Origin of the sequence: Streptomyces sp. E-08 (assembly GCF_049913095.1) — a bacterium.
Taxonomy (GTDB): domain Bacteria; phylum Actinomycetota; class Actinomycetes; order Streptomycetales; family Streptomycetaceae; genus Streptomyces.
Genome location: NZ_CP183971.1, coordinates 6,136,911 through 6,156,555, shown reverse-complemented (window position 1 = coordinate 6,156,555; position 19,645 = coordinate 6,136,911). Strand labels below are relative to the sequence as shown.

At 67.1% G+C, this 19,645-nt stretch carries 11 protein-coding genes, 1 tRNA gene and 3 rRNA genes; 3 read left to right on the top strand and 12 right to left on the bottom strand.

Annotation, left to right across the window (positions count from 1 at the left end):
* Nucleotides 1–167: 167 nt before the first annotated feature.
* Complete coding sequence (locus ACN9MM_RS28475) at nucleotides 168–2,813, top strand: SpoIIE family protein phosphatase (protein WP_426366533.1); 2,646 nt, start codon at nucleotides 168–170, stop codon at nucleotides 2,811–2,813.
* Nucleotides 2,814–2,912: 99 nt separating this feature from the next.
* On the opposite strand, the gene ACN9MM_RS28470 is transcribed toward ACN9MM_RS28475, so the two are convergent.
* The 6 genes from ACN9MM_RS28470 to dapA all read right to left on the bottom strand — a co-directional run bounded on the left by ACN9MM_RS28470 (nucleotide 2,913) and on the right by dapA (nucleotide 11,320).
* Nucleotides 2,913–2,985, bottom strand: a tRNA-Thr gene (locus ACN9MM_RS28470).
* A 4-nt stretch (nucleotides 2,986–2,989) separates the two neighbouring features.
* Nucleotides 2,990–3,106: ribosomal RNA gene (gene rrf / locus ACN9MM_RS28465) — 5S ribosomal RNA — on the bottom strand.
* An 84-nt stretch (nucleotides 3,107–3,190) separates the two neighbouring features.
* Nucleotides 3,191–6,310: ribosomal RNA gene (locus ACN9MM_RS28460) — 23S ribosomal RNA — on the bottom strand.
* A 287-nt stretch (nucleotides 6,311–6,597) separates the two neighbouring features.
* Nucleotides 6,598–8,123, bottom strand: a 16S ribosomal RNA gene (locus ACN9MM_RS28455).
* The 16S, 23S and 5S rRNA genes sit together here with 1 tRNA gene alongside, the layout of an rRNA operon.
* Nucleotides 8,124–8,634: 511 nt before the next feature.
* Complete coding sequence (locus ACN9MM_RS28450; RefSeq protein WP_426366531.1) at nucleotides 8,635–10,320, bottom strand: ribonuclease J; 1,686 nt, start codon at nucleotides 10,318–10,320, stop codon at nucleotides 8,635–8,637.
* A 100-nt stretch (nucleotides 10,321–10,420) separates the two neighbouring features.
* Entirely contained in the window at nucleotides 10,421–11,320 is a 900-nt protein-coding gene (gene dapA / locus ACN9MM_RS28445; protein ID WP_426366530.1) for a 4-hydroxy-tetrahydrodipicolinate synthase, read from the bottom strand.
* A 337-nt stretch (nucleotides 11,321–11,657) separates the two neighbouring features.
* On the opposite strand from dapA, the gene ACN9MM_RS28440 reads away from it, so the two are divergent.
* Both ACN9MM_RS28440 and ACN9MM_RS28435 read left to right on the top strand, forming a co-directional pair.
* On the top strand, nucleotides 11,658–11,897 hold the full coding sequence (locus tag ACN9MM_RS28440; protein ID WP_426366529.1) for a hypothetical protein: 240 nt from the start codon (nucleotides 11,658–11,660) through the stop codon (nucleotides 11,895–11,897).
* Between the two features lie 54 nt (nucleotides 11,898–11,951).
* Nucleotides 11,952–12,512: a hypothetical protein gene (locus tag ACN9MM_RS28435; RefSeq protein ID WP_426366528.1), complete on the top strand. Its 561-nt coding sequence runs from the start codon at nucleotides 11,952–11,954 to the stop codon at nucleotides 12,510–12,512.
* Here the strand turns inward: ACN9MM_RS28435 and ACN9MM_RS28430 are convergent.
* The 6 genes from ACN9MM_RS28430 to eccD form a co-directional block, all read right to left on the bottom strand.
* Nucleotides 12,502–12,954 (bottom strand): hypothetical protein, encoded by a 453-nt coding sequence (locus ACN9MM_RS28430; protein ID WP_426366526.1) that lies wholly within the window; start codon nucleotides 12,952–12,954, stop codon nucleotides 12,502–12,504. The two genes, ACN9MM_RS28435 and ACN9MM_RS28430, sit on opposite strands and share 11 nt — an antisense overlap.
* A gap of 5 nt (nucleotides 12,955–12,959) precedes the next feature.
* Nucleotides 12,960–13,712 (bottom strand): 4-hydroxy-tetrahydrodipicolinate reductase, encoded by a 753-nt coding sequence (gene dapB / locus ACN9MM_RS28425; protein ID WP_426366524.1) that lies wholly within the window; start codon nucleotides 13,710–13,712, stop codon nucleotides 12,960–12,962.
* 25 nt (nucleotides 13,713–13,737) lie between these two features.
* Nucleotides 13,738–15,117, bottom strand: a complete 1,380-nt coding sequence (locus ACN9MM_RS28420) for a M16 family metallopeptidase (RefSeq protein WP_426366523.1) — start codon at nucleotides 15,115–15,117, stop codon at nucleotides 13,738–13,740.
* Complete coding sequence (locus ACN9MM_RS28415; RefSeq protein WP_369146847.1) at nucleotides 15,114–17,333, bottom strand: polyribonucleotide nucleotidyltransferase; 2,220 nt, start codon at nucleotides 17,331–17,333, stop codon at nucleotides 15,114–15,116. Before ACN9MM_RS28415 ends, ACN9MM_RS28420 begins: the two co-directional genes overlap by 4 nt.
* 296 nt (nucleotides 17,334–17,629) lie before the next feature.
* Nucleotides 17,630–17,920: a 30S ribosomal protein S15 gene (rpsO, locus tag ACN9MM_RS28410; protein ID WP_189806146.1), complete on the bottom strand. Its 291-nt coding sequence runs from the start codon at nucleotides 17,918–17,920 to the stop codon at nucleotides 17,630–17,632.
* Between the two features lie 201 nt (nucleotides 17,921–18,121).
* A complete protein-coding gene (gene eccD, locus ACN9MM_RS28405; protein WP_426366521.1) occupies nucleotides 18,122–19,594 on the bottom strand; it encodes a type VII secretion integral membrane protein EccD in 1,473 nt (490 codons plus the stop codon).
* Between the last annotated feature and the right edge of the window lie 51 nt (nucleotides 19,595–19,645).

The following is a 19,645-nucleotide window of genomic DNA, read 5'->3' as shown; positions in this document are numbered from 1 at the left end:
TCGCACAGCGTCCCTACCCCCGAGGGACGGAATCAACGGTGACCGGCATCCGCTCGGACAGTGAAGGTAAGTAACCTGGCATCCGGCTGTCCAACCGCCCCGGTCCGCCCGGCGGGGGCGGTGTGGTGTGCACACGATCACCGGGCAGCGGGAGGGACAGACCGAGCATGGCAGAGCCGGGCGTCGAGACGCGTACGAGGAGTGCTGTGATCACCGCGCGGGCGACTGCCAGCTTCGAGCCCGTCGGGCGGTCCGTCGCGGCCGCCCGCGCCTTCGTCAGGGACACCCTCCAGGGCTGGGGACACCCCGAACTCGTCGACGACGCCGTCGTCCTCACCAGCGAGCTCGTCACCAACGCCGTCATCCACGCCGGCACCGCCGCCGAGGTCCTCTGCCTCCGCTCCGACGACAGCGTCCGCGTCGAGGTCTCCGACCGGTACCCCGAGCGCGAGATCCCCGTCCAGACCGGCCGCTCCCTCGGCAGCCCGGACCGCGAGAACGGCCGCGGCCTGCTCCTCTGCGCGGCACTCGCCCACCGCTGGGGCGTCGACTACTCCCCCACCCGCAAGCACGTCTGGTTCCACCTGAACCTCCCCCAGCGCCCCGTCGGCACCCGCTCCGCCGGCCCCGTCCTCCCCGACGCCCTCCTCCCGGTCGCCGAGACCCGCGTCCGCGTCGCCGTCGCCCAGATCGACCGCGGCGGCACGATCACCGCCTGGAACGAGGACGCCGAGGAACTCTTCGGCTACGGCTCCGAGCAGGTCACCGGCAAACCCCTCGGCGACCTCGCCGCCTGGCCCCACACCCCCGGCATCGGCACCGGCCTCGCCGAGGCCCTCCGCCTCTCCCGCTGGGAGGGCAGCTACGGCATCCGCTGCGCCGACGGCCGCGTGATCCCCGTCTACGCCTCCCACCTCCGGGTCCGCGACGCTCAGGGCGAGCCCTCCACCGTCTGCCTCCTGGTGCGGGAGCACGAGCGCGCCGTCCTCCAGACCCCCCAGCGCCCCGTCGCCGAGCCGGGCGCCGAGAGCCGCGCCGCCGACCCCTTCGAGGTCTTCATCGGCTCCCCCGCCCCCGACGACCTCGACGGCCTCCTCCAGCGCACGGTCGAGCGCGCCCGCGACATGCTCGACGGCGACGCCGCCTTCCTCCTCCTCGCCACCGACGACGAGACGGAACTGGAGGTACGGGCCACCACCGGGCTCCCGGCCGCCCGCCAGCGCTTCGCCCGCGTCCCCGTGGAGACCGGCGCCAGCCGCTACGGCTCCGCCCGCATGCCCGCCGTCCACGAGGACCTGGCCGCCGTCCCCGGCGCCGTGCCCCTCCTCGAAGGCACCGGCATGCGCTCGGTCGTCACCGTCCCGCTCAAGGTCGAGGGCCGCCTCACCGGCTCCCTCGGCGTGGCCGCCGAGTCCGCGAACCGCTACTCCAACGAGGAGGCCCTGCGCCTCCAGTTCGCCGCCGACCGCATCGCCCTGGCCGTCGAATCGGCTCGCCTCGGCGAACTCGAACGGCTCCGCCGTGGCTCCCTCAGCTTCCTCGTCGAGGCCTCCGACCTCCTGGCCGGCACCCTCGACCGCGACCAGACCCTGGCCCTCATGGCCCAGATGACGGTCCCCACCCTCGCCACCTGGTGCGCGGTCTACACGATCGCCGACCAGGCCTCCGACCCGTACCTCTCGTACGTGCTCCACGAGGACGAGGACCGCATCGACGGTCTGAAGGACCTGCTCTCCTCCATCGCCCCGCCCGACCCGGTGCCGACCCTCGGCGCCCGCGTCTGGTCCGCCCCGGGCGACGCCGCGCACCGCGCCGCGCTGACCGCCTCGGTCCGTGCCCTCGACCACCCGACGAGCCCGCTCTCCTCCGGCATCGACACCACCCTGGCGACCGCGAGCGCGGTCGCCGGCGAGACGGTCGTCCTGCCGCTGGTCGCCCGCAACCGGGTCATCGGCATGCTGACCCTCGGCAGGCCCTCGGAGGACCACTTCCGCCAGGAGATCCTGGAGCTCGCCGAGGACCTGTCCCGCCGGGCCGCCCTGGCCCTGGACAACGCCCGCCTGTACTCGGAGCGCGTGGCGATCAGCCAGTCCCTCCAGCGCAGCCTCCTGCCGCCCGGCCTCCCCGTGATCCCGGGCGTCGAGGTCGACGTGATCTACCGCGCGGCGGGCGAGGGCAACGAGGTGGGAGGCGACTTCTACGACGTCTTCCCCATCAGGGACGACGTCTACGGATTCGCCATCGGCGACGTGTGCGGTACGGGCCCGGAGGCGGCCGCCGTCACGGGCCTGGCCCGCCATGCCCTGCGCCTCCTGGCCCGCGAGGGCTTCGGCGGCCCGGCCGTCCTGGAGCGGCTGAACGCGGCGATCCTCGACGAGGGCGCCCGCAGCCGCTTCCTGACCCTGCTGTACGGCGAGATGCGTCCGCAGCAGGACGGCTCGGCGATCCTCAAGGTGGTCTGCGCCGGGCACCCCCTCCCGCTGCGCCTCCGCCCGGACGGCACGGTGGAGCCCGCGGCCGAACCGCAGCCGCTCCTCGGCGTCATGGAAGACCTCGAGCTGTACGAGCAGACGGTCACGCTCGACCCGGGCGACGTCCTCCTGTGCGTCACGGACGGCGTGACGGAGCGCCGCGAGGGCACCCGCATGCTGGGCGACGACGGCCTGGCCGAGGTCCTCAAGACCTGTACGGGGCTGACGGCCGGCGCGGTCGCCTCCCGGGTCCTCCGCGCGGTCGAGCGCTTCGCCCAGGCTCCCGCCTCCGACGACATGGCCATCCTGGCGATGCGCCTCCGGGAGCCGGACCCCAGCTGACGCCACCCGGCGCCTTCCCTTCAGGGGAGGCGCCGGCCCGCATCCGTCCGGGAAACGCGAAAAGGCCCCCGCCAAGAGGCGGGGGCCTTTTCATTTCGGAGCCCTTTAACGGAATCGAACCGTTGACCTTCTCCTTACCATGGAGACGCTCTACCGACTGAGCTAAAAGGGCAGATGTTCGGCGGCGTCCTACTCTCCCACAGGGTCCCCCCTGCAGTACCATCGGCGCTGAAAGGCTTAGCTTCCGGGTTCGGAATGTAACCGGGCGTTTCCCTAACGCTATGACCACCGAAACTCTATGAAGATATGAACCGCCGCACCACCCAAAGGGGGGCGTGTTCGTTACTTCAGAACTAACACAGTGGACGCGAGCAACTGAGGACAAGCCCTCGGCCTATTAGTACCGGTCAGCTCCACCCATTACTGGGCTTCCACATCCGGCCTATCAACCCAGTCGTCTACTGGGAGCCTTACCCTCTCAAGGAGGTGGGAATACTCATCTCGAAGCAGGCTTCCCGCTTAGATGCTTTCAGCGGTTATCCCTCCCGAACGTAGCCAACCAGCCATGCCCTTGGCAGGACAACTGGCACACCAGAGGTTCGTCCGTCCCGGTCCTCTCGTACTAGGGACAGCCCTTCTCAATATTCCTACGCGCACAGCGGATAGGGACCGAACTGTCTCACGACGTTCTAAACCCAGCTCGCGTACCGCTTTAATGGGCGAACAGCCCAACCCTTGGGACCGACTCCAGCCCCAGGATGCGACGAGCCGACATCGAGGTGCCAAACCATCCCGTCGATATGGACTCTTGGGGAAGATCAGCCTGTTATCCCCGGGGTACCTTTTATCCGTTGAGCGACGGCGCTTCCACAAGCCACCGCCGGATCACTAGTCCCGACTTTCGTCCCTGCTCGACCCGTCGGTCTCACAGTCAAGCTCCCTTGTGCACTTACACTCAACACCTGATTGCCAACCAGGCTGAGGGAACCTTTGGGCGCCTCCGTTACCCTTTGGGAGGCAACCGCCCCAGTTAAACTACCCATCAGACACTGTCCCTGATCCGGATCACGGACCGAGGTTAGACATCCAGCACGACCAGAGTGGTATTTCAACGGCGACTCCACCATGACTGGCGTCACGGCTTCAAAGTCTCCCACCTATCCTACACAAGCCGAACCGAACACCAATATCAAACTGTAGTAAAGGTCCCGGGGTCTTTCCGTCCTGCTGCGCGAAACGAGCATCTTTACTCGTAGTGCAATTTCACCGGGCCTATGGTTGAGACAGTCGAGAAGTCGTTACGCCATTCGTGCAGGTCGGAACTTACCCGACAAGGAATTTCGCTACCTTAGGATGGTTATAGTTACCACCGCCGTTTACTGGCGCTTAAGTTCTCAGCTTCGCCCTGTCGAAACAGAGCTAACCGGTCCCCTTAACGTTCCAGCACCGGGCAGGCGTCAGTCCGTATACATCGCCTTACGGCTTCGCACGGACCTGTGTTTTTAGTAAACAGTCGCTTCTCGCTGGTCTCTGCGGCCACCCCCAGCTCACGGAGTAAATCCGATCACCAGACGTGGCCCCCCTTCTCCCGAAGTTACGGGGGCATTTTGCCGAGTTCCTTAACCATAGTTCACCCGAACGCCTCGGTATTCTCTACCTGACCACCTGAGTCGGTTTAGGGTACGGGCCGCCATGAAACTCGCTAGAGGCTTTTCTCGACAGCATAGGATCATCCACTTCACCACAATCGGCTCGGCATCAGGTCTCAGGCTTAATGCGTGACGGATTTGCCTATCACACGCCCTACACCCTTACCCCGGGACAACCACCGCCCGGGCTGGACTACCTTCCTGCGTCACCCCATCGCTTACCTACTACCACCTTGGGTCGACGGCTCCACCACTTTCCTTTCCCCGAAGGGTCCGGAACGGCTTCACGGCCTTAGCATTAATGGGCTCGATATTGGGCGTTTCAAAGCGGGTACCGGAATATCAACCGGTTGTCCATCGACTACGCCTGTCGGCCTCGCCTTAGGTCCCGACTTACCCTGGGCAGATCAGCTTGACCCAGGAACCCTTAGTCAATCGGCGCACACGTTTCTCACGTGTGTATCGCTACTCATGCCTGCATTCTCACTCGTGAACCGTCCACAACTCGCTTCCGCGGCTGCTTCACCCGGCACACGACGCTCCCCTACCCATCACAGTCCCCGTTGGGGGTATGTACTGCAATGACACGACTTCGGCGGTACGCTTGAGCCCCGCTACATTGTCGGCGCGGAATCACTTGACCAGTGAGCTATTACGCACTCTTTCAAGGGTGGCTGCTTCTAAGCCAACCTCCTGGTTGTCTCTGCGACTCCACATCCTTTCCCACTTAGCGTACGCTTAGGGGCCTTAGTCGATGCTCTGGGCTGTTTCCCTCTCGACCATGGAGCTTATCCCCCACAGTCTCACTGCCGCGCTCTCACTTACCGGCATTCGGAGTTTGGCTAAGGTCAGTAACCCGGTAGGGCCCATCGCCTATCCAGTGCTCTACCTCCGGCAAGAAACACACGACGCTGCACCTAAATGCATTTCGGGGAGAACCAGCTATCACGGAGTTTGATTGGCCTTTCACCCCTAACCACAGGTCATCCCCCAGGTTTTCAACCCTGGTGGGTTCGGTCCTCCACGAAGTCTTACCTCCGCTTCAACCTGCCCATGGCTAGATCACTCCGCTTCGGGTCTTGAGCGTGCTACTGAATCGCCCTATTCGGACTCGCTTTCGCTACGGCTTCCCCACACGGGTTAACCTCGCAACACACCGCAAACTCGCAGGCTCATTCTTCAAAAGGCACGCAGTCACGAGATACAGCAAGCTGTATCCGACGCTCCCACGGCTTGTAGGCACACGGTTTCAGGTACTATTTCACTCCGCTCCCGCGGTACTTTTCACCATTCCCTCACGGTACTATCCGCTATCGGTCACCAGGGAATATTTAGGCTTAGCGGGTGGTCCCGCCAGATTCACACGGGATTTCTCGGGCCCCGTGCTACTTGGGTGTCTCTCAAACGAGCCGTACAGATTTCAGCTACGGGGGTCTTACCCTCTACGCCGGACCTTTCGCATGTCCTTCGCCTATCCATACGGTTTCTGACTCGTCTCACAGCCGGCAGACTGTGAAAGAGAGATCCCACAACCCCGCATGCGCAACCCCTGCCGGGTATCACACGCATACGGTTTGGCCTCATCCGGTTTCGCTCGCCACTACTCCCGGAATCACGGTTGTTTTCTCTTCCTGAGGGTACTGAGATGTTTCACTTCCCCTCGTTCCCTCCACATGCCCTATGTGTTCAGGCATGGGTGACAGCCCATGACGACTGCCGGGTTTCCCCATTCGGAAACCCCCGGATCAAAGCCTGGTTGACGGCTCCCCGGGGACTATCGTGGCCTCCCACGTCCTTCATCGGTTCCTGGTGCCAAGGCATCCACCGTGCGCCCTTAAAAACTTGGCCACAGATGCTCGCGTCCACTGTGTAGTTCTCAAACAACGACCAGCCACCCATCACCCTGCTACCGAAGCAACAAGTTCACTGGGGCCGGCATCCTCGAAGATACGAACCTTACGGCCGTACCCTCAGACACCCAACAACGTGCCAAGCACGATCAGTTGAACCATTCTCACGTTCCACGCCGAAGCAGTACTGGTGAGAGATTCTCGTGACCGTGCCAACTAATCAACGTTCCACCCATGAGCTGACCGTGCAGAACGTTTGCCTGCAATCGGTACTGTGCTCCTTAGAAAGGAGGTGATCCAGCCGCACCTTCCGGTACGGCTACCTTGTTACGACTTCGTCCCAATCGCCAGTCCCACCTTCGACAGCTCCCTCCCACAAGGGGTTGGGCCACCGGCTTCGGGTGTTACCGACTTTCGTGACGTGACGGGCGGTGTGTACAAGGCCCGGGAACGTATTCACCGCAGCAATGCTGATCTGCGATTACTAGCAACTCCGACTTCATGGGGTCGAGTTGCAGACCCCAATCCGAACTGAGACCGGCTTTTTGAGATTCGCTCCGCCTCGCGGCATCGCAGCTCTTTGTACCGGCCATTGTAGCACGTGTGCAGCCCAAGACATAAGGGGCATGATGACTTGACGTCGTCCCCACCTTCCTCCGAGTTGACCCCGGCGGTCTCCTGTGAGTCCCCATCACCCCGAAGGGCATGCTGGCAACACAGGACAAGGGTTGCGCTCGTTGCGGGACTTAACCCAACATCTCACGACACGAGCTGACGACAGCCATGCACCACCTGTATACCGACCACAAGGGGGGCACTATCTCTAATGCTTTCCGGTATATGTCAAGCCTTGGTAAGGTTCTTCGCGTTGCGTCGAATTAAGCCACATGCTCCGCTGCTTGTGCGGGCCCCCGTCAATTCCTTTGAGTTTTAGCCTTGCGGCCGTACTCCCCAGGCGGGGAACTTAATGCGTTAGCTGCGGCACCGACGACGTGGAATGTCGCCAACACCTAGTTCCCAACGTTTACGGCGTGGACTACCAGGGTATCTAATCCTGTTCGCTCCCCACGCTTTCGCTCCTCAGCGTCAGTAATGGCCCAGAGATCCGCCTTCGCCACCGGTGTTCCTCCTGATATCTGCGCATTTCACCGCTACACCAGGAATTCCGATCTCCCCTACCACACTCTAGCCTGCCCGTATCGGATGCAGACCCGGGGTTAAGCCCCGGGCTTTCACACCCGACGTGACAAGCCGCCTACGAGCTCTTTACGCCCAATAATTCCGGACAACGCTTGCGCCCTACGTATTACCGCGGCTGCTGGCACGTAGTTAGCCGGCGCTTCTTCTGCAGGTACCGTCACTTTCGCTTCTTCCCTGCTGAAAGAGGTTTACAACCCGAAGGCCGTCATCCCTCACGCGGCGTCGCTGCATCAGGCTTTCGCCCATTGTGCAATATTCCCCACTGCTGCCTCCCGTAGGAGTCTGGGCCGTGTCTCAGTCCCAGTGTGGCCGGTCGCCCTCTCAGGCCGGCTACCCGTCGTCGCCTTGGTAGGCCATTACCCCACCAACAAGCTGATAGGCCGCGGGCTCATCCTTCACCGCCGGAGCTTTTAACCAGCTCCCATGCGGAAGCCGGTGTTATCCGGTATTAGACCCCGTTTCCAGGGCTTGTCCCAGAGTGAAGGGCAGATTGCCCACGTGTTACTCACCCGTTCGCCACTAATCCACCCCGAAGGGCTTCATCGTTCGACTTGCATGTGTTAAGCACGCCGCCAGCGTTCGTCCTGAGCCAGGATCAAACTCTCCGTGAATGTTTACCCGTAATCGGGTGACACTCGCGTTGAGCGGGACAGTCATGCCGGAATATGGCCGACCGTCCACAGCGTCCTCGCTGTGTATGTTGCCTACTCGCCACAAGGGCCAGCAGGACTTTCAAAGGAACCTCGCCATCCGAAGATGGACGGGGTATCAACTAATCTGGCGTTGATTTTTGGCACGCTGTTGAGTTCTCAAGGTGCGGACGCTTCCTTCGTTCCTGTTTCCAGGCCCTCCGGGCGCTTCCTTCGTTTCCGACTCTATCAGATCTTTCCGACCCGATTTCCTCGGTGCTTTCCGGTCCCGAATTATTGTTTCTTCGAGGCCTTCCGGCGTGTTCCGACTTTATCAGAAGTTCTGAGTCGGATTTCCCGCCTCCCGGTTCTTCCTCCTGGCGCACGGCGGCGCCGGGGGCTTCCCGATCTGGCGGAGCCGTAAACGTACTGGAGCGGGGCGCCCCGATGCAAATCGAGGGGCCCCGCTCCGGTGATGCGCTGGTCAGGCGTCTCAGACCTCGATGACGACCGGGAGGATCATCGGGCGCCGGCGGTAGGTGTCGGAGACCCACTTGCCGACGGAGCGGCGGATCAGCTGCTGGAGCTGGTGGGGTTCGACGACGCCGTCCTGCGCCGACCTGTTGAGGGCCTGGTCGATCTTCGGGATCACCGCGTCGAACGCGGAGTCGTCGATCCCGGAGCCGCGGGCGTGGATGTGCGGGCCGGCCGTGATCTTGCCGGTCGAGGAGTCCACCACCACGAAGACCGAGATGATGCCCTCCTCGCCGAGGATCCGGCGGTCCTTGAGGGAGGTCTCGGTGACGTCGCCGACCGAGAGGCCGTCCACGTACACGTAGCCCGCCTGGACCTTGCCGGTGATGCGGGCGCGGCCGTCGACCAGGTCGACGACGACGCCGTCCTCGGCGATGACGATGTGGTCCTTCGGGATACCCGTCATCGCGCCGAGCTCGGCGTTGGCGCGCAGGTGGCGCCATTCGCCGTGGACCGGCATGAGGTTCTTCGGCTTGCAGATGTTGTAGAAGTACAGCAGTTCGCCGGCCGAGGCGTGGCCCGAGACGTGGACCTTGGCGTTGCCCTTGTGGACCACGTTCGCGCCCCAGCGGGTCAGGCCGTTGATCACGCGGTAGACCGCGTTCTCGTTGCCCGGGATCAGGGACGACGCGAGGATCACCGTGTCGCCGGGGACGATCCGGATCTGGTGGTCACGGTTGGCCATGCGGGACAGGGCCGCCATGGGCTCGCCCTGGGAACCCGTGCAGACCAGCACGACCTCGTCGTCCGGCAGGTCGTCCAGGGTCTTCACGTCCACGACGAGACCGGCCGGGACGCGGAGGTAGCCCAGGTCACGGGCGATGCCCATGTTGCGGACCATCGAGCGGCCGACGAAGGCGACCCGGCGGCCGTACTCGTGGGCGGCGTCGATGATCTGCTGGATGCGGTGCACGTGGCTGGCGAAGCTGGCCACGATGATGCGCTTCGGGGCGTTCGCGAAGACGTTCCGCAGGACGTTCGAGATGTCCCGCTCCGGCGGGACGAAGCCCGGGACCTCGGCGTTCGTCGAGTCGGACAGCAGGAGGTCGATGCCCTCCTCGCTGAGCCGCGCGAACGCGTGGAGGTCCGTGAGGCGGCCGTCCATCGGGAGCTGGTCCATCTTGAAGTCGCCGGTGGCGACGGCCATGCCCGCAGGGGTGCGGATGGCGACGGCCAGGGCGTCCGGGATGGAGTGGTTGACCGCGATGAACTCGCAGTCGAAGGGGCCCATCGTCTCGCGGTCGCCCTCCTTCACCTCAAGGGTGTAGGGGCGGATGCGGTGCTCCTGGAGCTTCGCCTCGATCAGCGCGAGGGTCAGCTTGGATCCGATGAGCGGGATGTCCGGCTTCAGCCGGAGCAGGTAGGGGACGGCACCGATGTGGTCCTCGTGGCCGTGCGTGAGCACGATGCCCTCGATGTCGTCGAGGCGGTCCCGGATGATGGTGAAGTCGGGCAGGATCAGGTCGACGCCGGGCTGCTCCTCCTCGGGGAAGAGGACGCCGCAGTCGACGATCAGCAGACGGCCGTCGAACTCGAAGACCGTCATGTTCCGGCCGATCTCACCGAGACCGCCGAGCGGGATGACGCGCAGGCCGCCCTTGGGCAGCTTCGGCGGGGCGCCGAGTTCAGGATGCGGATGACTCAAAAGACTCTCCTCACCATGCACGCCACGTACCGGTCGGGCACGTGGCGCGCATGACAATCGTGCACTTGCTGTTGTCAGTGTTCAGTTGTGAAGTCTGTGGTCAGAGTTCTACCCCGCCGGCGGCCAGGTCGACCTTGAGCTGCTCGGTCTCCTGCGCGGAGAGCTCGACGAGCGGCGGTCGCAGCGGGCCGGCCGGGAGGCCCTGGAGGGCCAGGGCGGCCTTGGTGGTCATGACGCCCTGGGTGCGGAACATGCCGGTGTAGACCGGGAGCAGCTTCTGGTGGATCTCCGTGGCCTTCTGGACCTCGCCGCGGAGGTGGGCGTCGAGGAGGGCGCGGAGCTCCGGGGTGACGAGGTGGCCGACGACGGAGACGAAGCCGCAGGCGCCGACGGAGAGCAGCGGCAGGTTGAGCATGTCGTCGCCGGAGTACCAGGCGAGGCCGGAGCGGGCGATGGCCCAGCTGGCGCGGCCGAGGTCGCCCTTGGCGTCCTTGTTGGCGACGATGCGCGGGTGCTCGGCGAGGCGGACGATCGTCTCGGTGTCGATCGGGACGCCGCTGCGGCCGGGGATGTCGTAGAGCATCACGGGGAGGCCGGTGGCGTCGGCGATGGCCGAGAAGTGCCGGTACAGGCCCTCCTGCGGGGGCTTGTTGTAGTAGGGCGTCACGGCGAGGAGGCCGTGGGCGCCGTCGCGCTCGGCGGTGCGGGCGAGCTCGATGGAGTGGTGGGTGTCGTTGGTGCCGATGCCGGCGACGACGTGGGCGCGGTCGCCGACCGCCTCCAGTACGGCTCGTACGAGGTCCGATTTCTCCGCGTCGCTGGTGGTCGGGGACTCGCCGGTGGTGCCGTTGATGACGAGGCCGTCGTTGCCCGCGTCCACCAGGTGGGTGGCGAGTCGCTGAGCACCGTCGAGGTCGAGTGCGCCGTCCGCCGCGAAGGGCGTGACCATGGCGGTGAGGACCCTCCCGAAGGGGGTCTGCGGAGTGGAGATCGGAGCCATGGGTAACACGCTACTCGCTGCTCAGCACCGGGTGTCCCCTAGGGGGACAGGAGAAAGGGAGCCCGGCGCTGCCTGCTCGGGGGTTCAGGCAGCGCCGGGTCCGTTTGATCAGCCTAGATGAACTTCGTGAAACGTCGCAATACGGACACTTCGCATCGTGCGTTCGGACATGTGTGCCGCATGGGACTGCACAGTCGTCCAACACCCGGTCCCGCCCCTTTCGGCGGCGTCCTACCGGAGGATGAGATTCGGCCGCTTTGATGAAAAAGGGCACCAAAACGTCAGTTCCGTCGTCTCTCCCTGTGACGCATGACGCCGAAGAAGGAGAGTGGCTCTGATGTTCCGCCGAGGAGAGGCCGTACCGTTCGCGTTCGTCGCGGAGGCCGACCACTTCCGCAGTAACGTCACTCCACCGCCCCGGGAGCGCCTCAGCGCCTCGCAGATCGTGGGCCGCACCCTGTTCGGGCTGACCGTCGTGGCCGGCCTCGCCGGGTCCCTCATCTTCGGGATGCCCTCGCTCCAGTCGGGTGACTCGGGCCCGCACCAGCAGCAGTCCGAGGCCTCCGACAACCGCTGAGGTAGCCTCACCGGGCACTGCCCCTTCGAGCGTGCTTGTGAGTGAGGACCTGTCGTGCCCCTGCCCTTCCTGACGGCCGACCGTGCTTTTGACACGACCGACCATGTCGCCCTGCCGTTCGACGACCACGATCAGTGGCGCCGACCGTACCGGCCGGGGTCGTGGCGTGTGGGGTCGGCGGCGCTCGCGCTGCTGCTCGCCTCGTTCGTCCTGCTCGCCGCCGTGATCATCGCGGTGGCCGGTGCCTTCGGCGGCGCGGGCGTCACGTTCGGCATCGCCGCGCTCGTGATCGTCGCCGCCCTGCGGATGCTGCGCGTGGGCACCTGGGTGAGCCGGGCCGGCGTGCGGCGCGTGGGCTTCCTGACGACCGTCACCGTGCCCTGGGCGAAGGTGACGTCCGTACGCACCGCCCAGCAGCCCGTGCGCTGGCTGGGACTCCCCCGTACCGTCCAGGGCCAGGCCCTGGTGCTCGACCGCCGCGGTGGTGACCAGCTGCTGCTGCTCACCACCCACAACGCCGACTTCCTGTCCCGTGTCGAGGCCTTCGACCGGGCGGCCGACACGGTCGAGGCCTGGAACGCCGAGTACGGCACGGCCCCGGCCGCTACGCGCTGACCGCACGCCCCTCGTGGAGCGCGATGGCCCGCTGCATGGCCTTGCGCGCCCGGGGGGTGTCCCGTGCGTCGTGGTAGGCCACCGCGAGCCGGAACCAGCAGCGCCAGTCCCCGGGCGAGTCCTCCGTCTCGGCCTTGCGCCGTGCGAAGACCTCGTCGGCCGAGTCCCGGAGGATCCGGCCGCCCTCGGTGCGCTTCAGCTCGTCGACGGGCAGGCCGCCCTCGGCCTCCAGCTCCGCGGCCAGGCGGTTGGCCCGGCGCGCGAAGCTGGTGTTCTTCCAGAGGAACCAGCCGCCGACGGCGGGCAGCAGGAACGCCACCGCGCCCATGCCCATCGCGGCCGGCTCGCCCGTCAGGAGGAGCAGGACGCCCTCCATCGCCACCACGCCGAAGACGAGCACCAGCACGGTGGCGAGGAAGACGTACGTGATCTTTCCGCCCATGACCGTCAGCCCAGGTCCAGGAAGTGCTCCAGGCCGAAGGTGAGGCCCGGAGTGGTGGTCACGCGGCGGGCGCCCAGGAGGATGCCCGGCATGAAGCTGGAGTGGTGCAGGGAGTCGTGCCGGACGGTGAGGGTCTCGCCCTCGCCGCCGAGCAGCACCTCCTGGTGGGCGAGCAGGCCCCGGAGGCGCACGGCGTGCACGCGGACGCCGTCCACGTCCGCACCGCGCGCCCCGTCGAGGGCGGTGGCCGTGGCGTCGGGCTGCGGGGCGCAGCCTGCCTTCGACCGGGCCTCGGCGATCAGCTGGGCGGTGCGGGTGGCGGTGCCGGACGGCGCGTCGACCTTGTTCGGGTGGTGCAGCTCGACGACCTCGACCGACTCGAAGTACGGGGCCGCGATCTGCGCGAACTTCATGGTGAGGACGGCGCCGATGGAGAAGTTCGGCGCGATGAGGACGCCGGTCTCCGGGGAGGCGGCGAGCCAGCCGTCGAGCTGCGCGAGGCGGTCCTCGGTCCAGCCGGTGGTGCCGACGACCGCGTGGATGCCGTGGCGCACGCAGAAGTCGAGGTTGTCCATCACGGAGGCCGGGGTGGTCAGCTCGACGACGACCTGGGCGCCCGCCTCGGTGAGGGTCTCCAGGTCGTCGCCGCGGCCGAGGGCCGCGACCAGTTCCATGTCCTCGGCGGCATCGACGGCCCTGACGGCCTCGGAGCCGATGCGGCCCTTGGCTCCGAGGACCGCCACGCGCAGCTTGCTCATTGCTCTTCCTTAGGGGACTTGTCGGTCAGGAGACCGCGTGGTGGAGGCGGTCCGCCTGCTTGTCCTTCAGCGGGCCGATCACCGAGAGCGAGGGCCGCTGCTCCAGTACATCGCGGGCGACCTCGCGGACGTCGTCCGGGGTGACCTGCGCGATCCGGGTGAGCATGTCGTCGACCGACACCTGGGTGCCCCAGCACAGCTCGCTCTTGCCGATGCGGTTCATCAGCGCGCCGGTTTCCTCCAGGCCGAGCACGGTCGAGCCGGAGAGCTGCCCGACGGCGCGGTTGATCTCCTCGTCCGTGAGGCCGTCGGAGGCGACCTTGTCGAGCTCGTCGCGGCAGATCTTCAGGACGTCGTGGACCTGGCTGGGACGGCAGCCCGCGTACACCCCGAAGAGGCCGCAGTCGGCGAAGCCCGAGGTGTACGAGTACACGCTGTAGGCCAGGCCGCGCTTCTCCCGGACCTCCTGGAAGAGGCGGGAGGACATGCCGCCGCCGAGGGCCGTGTTCAGCACGCCGAGGGCCCAGCGGCGCTCGTCGGTGCGGGCCAGGCCCGGCATGCCGAGGACCACGTGGGCCTGCTCGGTCTTGCGGTTCAGGAGCTCGACGCGGCCCGCCGTGCGCAGGGTGCGCCGGCCGTCGCGGGGGGCGACGGGGACGGCGTCGGTACGGGTGAGGGCGCCGGCCTTCTCGAAGGCGCGGCGGACCTGGCGCACCACCGTGGCGTGGTCGACGTTGCCCGCGGCGGCGACGACCAGGTGGGTCGGGTCGTAGTGCTTCTTGTAGAAGCGGGCGATCTGGCCGCGGCTGAGCGCGTTGATCGTGTCGACGGTGCCGAGGACCGGGCGGCCCAGCGGGGTGTCGCCGAACATCGTCTGCGCGAACAGCTCGTGCACGACGTCACCGGGGTCGTCCTCGGTCATCGCGATCTCTTCGAGGATGACACCGCGCTCGGCGTCCACGTCCTCGTCGAGGATGAGCGAGCCGGTGAGCATGTCGCAGACGACGTCGATCGCCAGCGGCAGGTCGGTGTCGAGGACCCGGGCGTAGTAGCAGGTGTACTCCTTCGCCGTGAAGGCGTTCATCTCGCCGCCGACCGCGTCGATCGCGGCGGAGATGTCGAGGGCGGACCGCTTGTGGGTGCCCTTGAAGAGGAGGTGCTCCAGGTAGTGGGTCGCGCCGTTGAGCGTCGGGGTCTCGTCGCGGGAGCCGACGTGCGCCCAGATGCCGAAGGTGGCGGAGCGCACGGAGGGGAGGGTCTCGGTGACGATCCGCAGGCCGCCGGGGAGGGTCGTGCGGCGGACCGTGCCGATGCCGTCCTTGCCCGGGAGAAGCGTTTGGGTACGGGCGACGGCCCGCCCCTCCGAAGAGGGGCGGGCCGTCGCGCGGGAACTACGGGACGTCACTTGGCAGCGTCGTCCTTGTCACCCTCGGCAGCGTCCTCGTCCGCCATGACGGGGACGAGGGAGAGCTTGCCGCGCTGGTCGATCTCGGCGATCTCGACCTGGACCTTCGCGCCGATCGCGAGCACGTCCTCGACGTTCTCCACGCGCTTGCCACCGGCGAGCTTGCGGATCTGCGAGATGTGCAGCAGACCGTCCTTGCCGGGCATCAGGGAGACGAAGGCACCGAAGGTGGTGGTCTTGACGACCGTACCCAGGTAGCGCTCGCCGACCTCCGGCATGGTCGGGTTGGCGATGCCGTTGATCGTGGCGCGGGCGGCCTCGGCCTGCGAGCCCTGGGCGGCACCGATGTAGATGGTGCCGTCGTCCTCGATCGTGATGTCGGCGCCGGTGTCCTCCTGGATCTGGTTGATCATCTTGCCCTTGGGGCCGATGACCTCACCGATCTTGTCCACGGGGATCTTGACGGTGATGATCCGCGGGGCGTTCGGGGACATCTCGTCCGGCGTGTCGATCGCTTCCATCATCACGTCGAGGATGTGGAGGCGGGCGTCGCGGGCCTGCTTGAGGGCCGCGGCCAGGACGGAGGCCGGGATGCCGTCCAGCTTGGTGTCGAGCTGGAGGGCGGTGACGAACTCCTTCGTACCGGCGACCTTGAAGTCCATGTCGCCGAAGGCGTCCTCCGCACCGAGGATGTCGGTGAGGGCGACGTAGTGCGTCTGGCCCTCGATCTCCTCGGAGATCAGACCCATGGCGATGCCGGCGACGGGGGCCTTGAGCGGCACACCGGCGTTCAGCAGCGACATGGTGGAGGCGCAGACCGAGCCCATGGACGTCGAACCGTTGGAGCCGAGGGCCTCGGACACCTGGCGGATCGCGTAGGGGAACTCCTCGCGGGTCGGGAGGACCGGCACGAGGGCGCGCTCGGCGAGGGCGCCGTGGCCGATCTCGCGGCGCTTGGGCGAGCCCACGCGGCCGGTCTCGCCGACGGAGTACGGCGGGAAGTTGTAGTTGTGCATGTAGCGCTTGCGGGTCACCGGGGAGAGGGTGTCCAGCTGCTGCTCCATGCGGAGCATGTTGAGGGTGGTGACGCCCAGGATCTGGGTCTCGCCACGCTCGAACAGCGCCGAGCCGTGCACGCGCGGGATGGCCTCGACCTCGGCGGCGAGCGTACGGATGTCCGTGATGCCGCGGCCGTCGATGCGGACCTTGTCCTTGATGATGCGCTCGCGGACCAGCTTCTTGGTCAGCGCGCGGTACGCACCGGAGATCTCCTTCTCGCGGCCCTCGAAGGCCGGGAGGAGCTTCTCGGCGGCGAGCTCCTTGATGCGGTCGAGCTCGGTCTCGCGCTCCTGCTTGCCGGCGATGGTGAGCGCCTGAGCCAGCTCGTCCTTGACGGCGGCGGAGAGCGCCTCCAGGACGTCGTCCTGGTAGTCGAGGAAGACCGGGAACTCGCCGGTGGGCTTGGCGGCCTTGGCGGCGAGGTCCGACTGGGCCTTGCAGAGGACCTTGATGAAGGGCTTCGCGGCCTCGAGACCGGCGGCGACGACCTCCTCGGTCGGCGCCTCGGCGCCGCCCTTCACGAGCTCGATGGTCTTCTCGGTGGCCTCGGCCTCGACCATCATGATCGCGACGTCGCCGTCCTCGAGGACGCGACCGGCGACGACCATGTCGAAGACGGCGTCCTCGAGCTCGGTGTGCGTCGGGAACGCGACCCACTGGCCCTTGATCAGCGCGACACGGGTGCCGCCGATCGGGCCGGAGAAGGGCAGGCCGGCCAGCTGCGTGGAGCAGGAGGCGGCGTTGATCGCGACCACGTCGTACAGGTGGTCGGGGTTGAGCGCCATGATCGTCTCGACGATCTGGATCTCGTTGCGCAGGCCCTTCTTGAAGGAGGGGCGCAGCGGGCGGTCGATCAGGCGACAGGTGAGGACGGCGTCCTCGGAGGGGCGGCCCTCACGGCGGAAGAAGGAGCCGGGGATCTTGCCGGCCGCGTACATCCGCTCCTCGACGTCCACCGTCAGGGGGAAGAAGTCGAGCTGGTCCTTGGGGCGCTTCGAGGCGGTGGTGGCCGAGAGGACCATCGTGTCGTCGTCCAGGTAGGCGACGGCGGAGCCGGCGGCCTGCTTGGCCAGACGGCCGGTCTCGAAGCGGATGGTGCGGGTACCGAAGGCGCCGTTGTCGATGACGGCCTCGGCGTAGTGGGTCTCGTTCTCCACTATGGGTTTCTCCTACGTGTTCGTCTTTGCGTCCTTCGGCCCGTGTGGCCGGGGACGGTGTGTGACGGGGCGGAGAGCTCGCCTAGGGTGCGGGCCGGTCTTCGATCGAAGCACCCGGGCATTCGTTTCCGGGGGCCACTACCGAGGACCGGCGGCTGGCCGGCGGGATCACGCTCGTCGTCATGGGGTTGTGCGACCAGACTAAGTGCCGATGCGCACTTTGTGCACGTACAGCAAAGGGAGCGGCCCCCTGAAAGTGGGAACCGCTCCCTCCGCAGCGCTCACCGTGGAACGGATTACTTGGCGCCGCCGGCCGCACCGCGGCGGATGCCGAGGCGGTCGACCAGCGTACGGAAGCGCTGGATGTCCTTCTTGGCCAGGTACTGCAGCAGGCGGCGGCGCTGGCCGACCAGGATCAGCAGACCACGACGGGAGTGGTGGTCGTGCTTGTGCTGCTTGAGGTGCTCGGTCAGGTCCGAGATGCGGCGGGACAGCATCGCGACCTGGACCTCGGGAGAGCCGGTGTCGCCCTCCTTGGTGCCGAACTCGGCAAAGATCTGCTTCTTGACAGCGGCGTCGAGAGCCACGCGGTTCTCCTCGTTGGTTCGTGCGCCCGCGAGTGCCCCTGGTCTTGATCTCAGGGGAAGCTTCCGTGACTCGACGGGCGAAGGTCCGATGGGCGCAGCTTCCAGAGGCGTCCGAGTGATCTCGGGTGCTTTCCGGGAGCGCGTACACAAACGGCCGTCACACAGCGTACCAGCTCGCCGGAGCACTCCCGTATCGCTTTCCTACTTGCTGGTCAACGCGCGGACCGAGGTGAAGACGTCGAGGACGGCGAGGGAGAGCGGGACGAGGGAGAGCAGGACGAAGCCCTCGGCCAGGTCGAGGAGCCGGCCCCAGAAGGGCGAGAGGCCCTTCCTCGGGATGATCAGGCCGATCGCGGTGATCAGCGCGGCGCCGGCGGCGACGGCGGCGGTGAGCCAGATCGTACGGATGTCGAGGCCGCCCCGGTCCCCGTAGACGAGGAGCTCCCTGACCAGGTCGGCCGGCGGGTTGAGGGAGAGGCCGAGGACGAGCAGCGCGATGGCGGCGAGGCCGGCGACGAGGACGCAGGCGACCTGCGAGGTGTACCGGAAGAGGCGGGCGCGCAGCAGCATCGCGAGGCCGGCGGCGAGGGCGAGGAGCTGGCCCCAGACGTTTCCGGCGAAGCCGAGGACGGCGGCGGAGCCGACGACGACGGCCGCGCAGCCGCCGACGAGGCCGAGGAGCATCTCGTGGCCGCGGCGGGCCTGGAGCGCGATGCGCTCGCCGTCGACGGGCTGCGCCTCCTCGCCCTGCTGCGGGTCGCCGGAGAACTCGTCGTCGGCGGCGCTGCGCGGGGCGGCGTAGCCGATGGGGAGGCGGGCGAAGCGGGCGGAGAGGCCGGGCAGGAAGGCGACGAGGCCGATGGCGACGGGCGCGCAGGCGGCGGCCGTCTCGGTGGCGGAGGACTCGGTGAGGATCGCCACGAAGGTGGCGAGGGTGCCGACGCCGGCGAGGAAGGTGGCGGCCACGAAGGGGGCGTCGCCGCTGGGGGTGAGCGCGACGAGGGCCACGGAGGCGACGAGGACGGTGACGCTGCCGAGCAGGAACTGCAGGCGGCCGGGGCCCTCGCCGGCGTCGGGCGCGAGGATCCCGGAGCCGGCGATGAGGAGCAGCGGCAGGGCGCCGAGGCCGAGGGCGACGGCGGTCGCCCGGTCCGCGTAGACGCGGGCGCGGACGCCGGCGAAGGCGGTGAGGAGGAAGCCGGCGGCGCCCGCGATGATCCCGGGGAGGCTGTGCATGTCGTGGCGGACCGGGTCGGCGAACCAGAGGACGAAGCCCATGAGGACGAGGAGCAGTACGCCGCCGACGAGTCCGGCGCCGCGCAGCAGCTCGTCGCTCCACAGGTGCCGGTCGCGGGTGACGGCGGAGGCGACGGCGTCGGAGACGTCGTCGTAGACCGCCGGCGGGAGCGACTGGGCGAAGGGGCGCAGGGAGAGCACCTCGCCGTCGAGGACCTGCTGGGCGGCGAGGGTGCGGGCGCCGTCGAGGACGGATCCGTCGCGGCGGACCAGGTGGTAGCCGGTCGGGGTGCCGGGCGCCTGGGTCTGGCCGGTGAGGCGCAGGATCTCCGGGTAGACGTCGGCGACGGCGATGTCCTCGGGGAGCGCGACGTCGATGCGGCTGTCCGGCGCCACGACGGTGACGCGGCAGAAGCCGGTCGCTGCGGTCGTACTCACGTGTGTGGACCCCCTGGTTCGCGGTTGCGCCCGTTCTGATTCGCGGTTGCG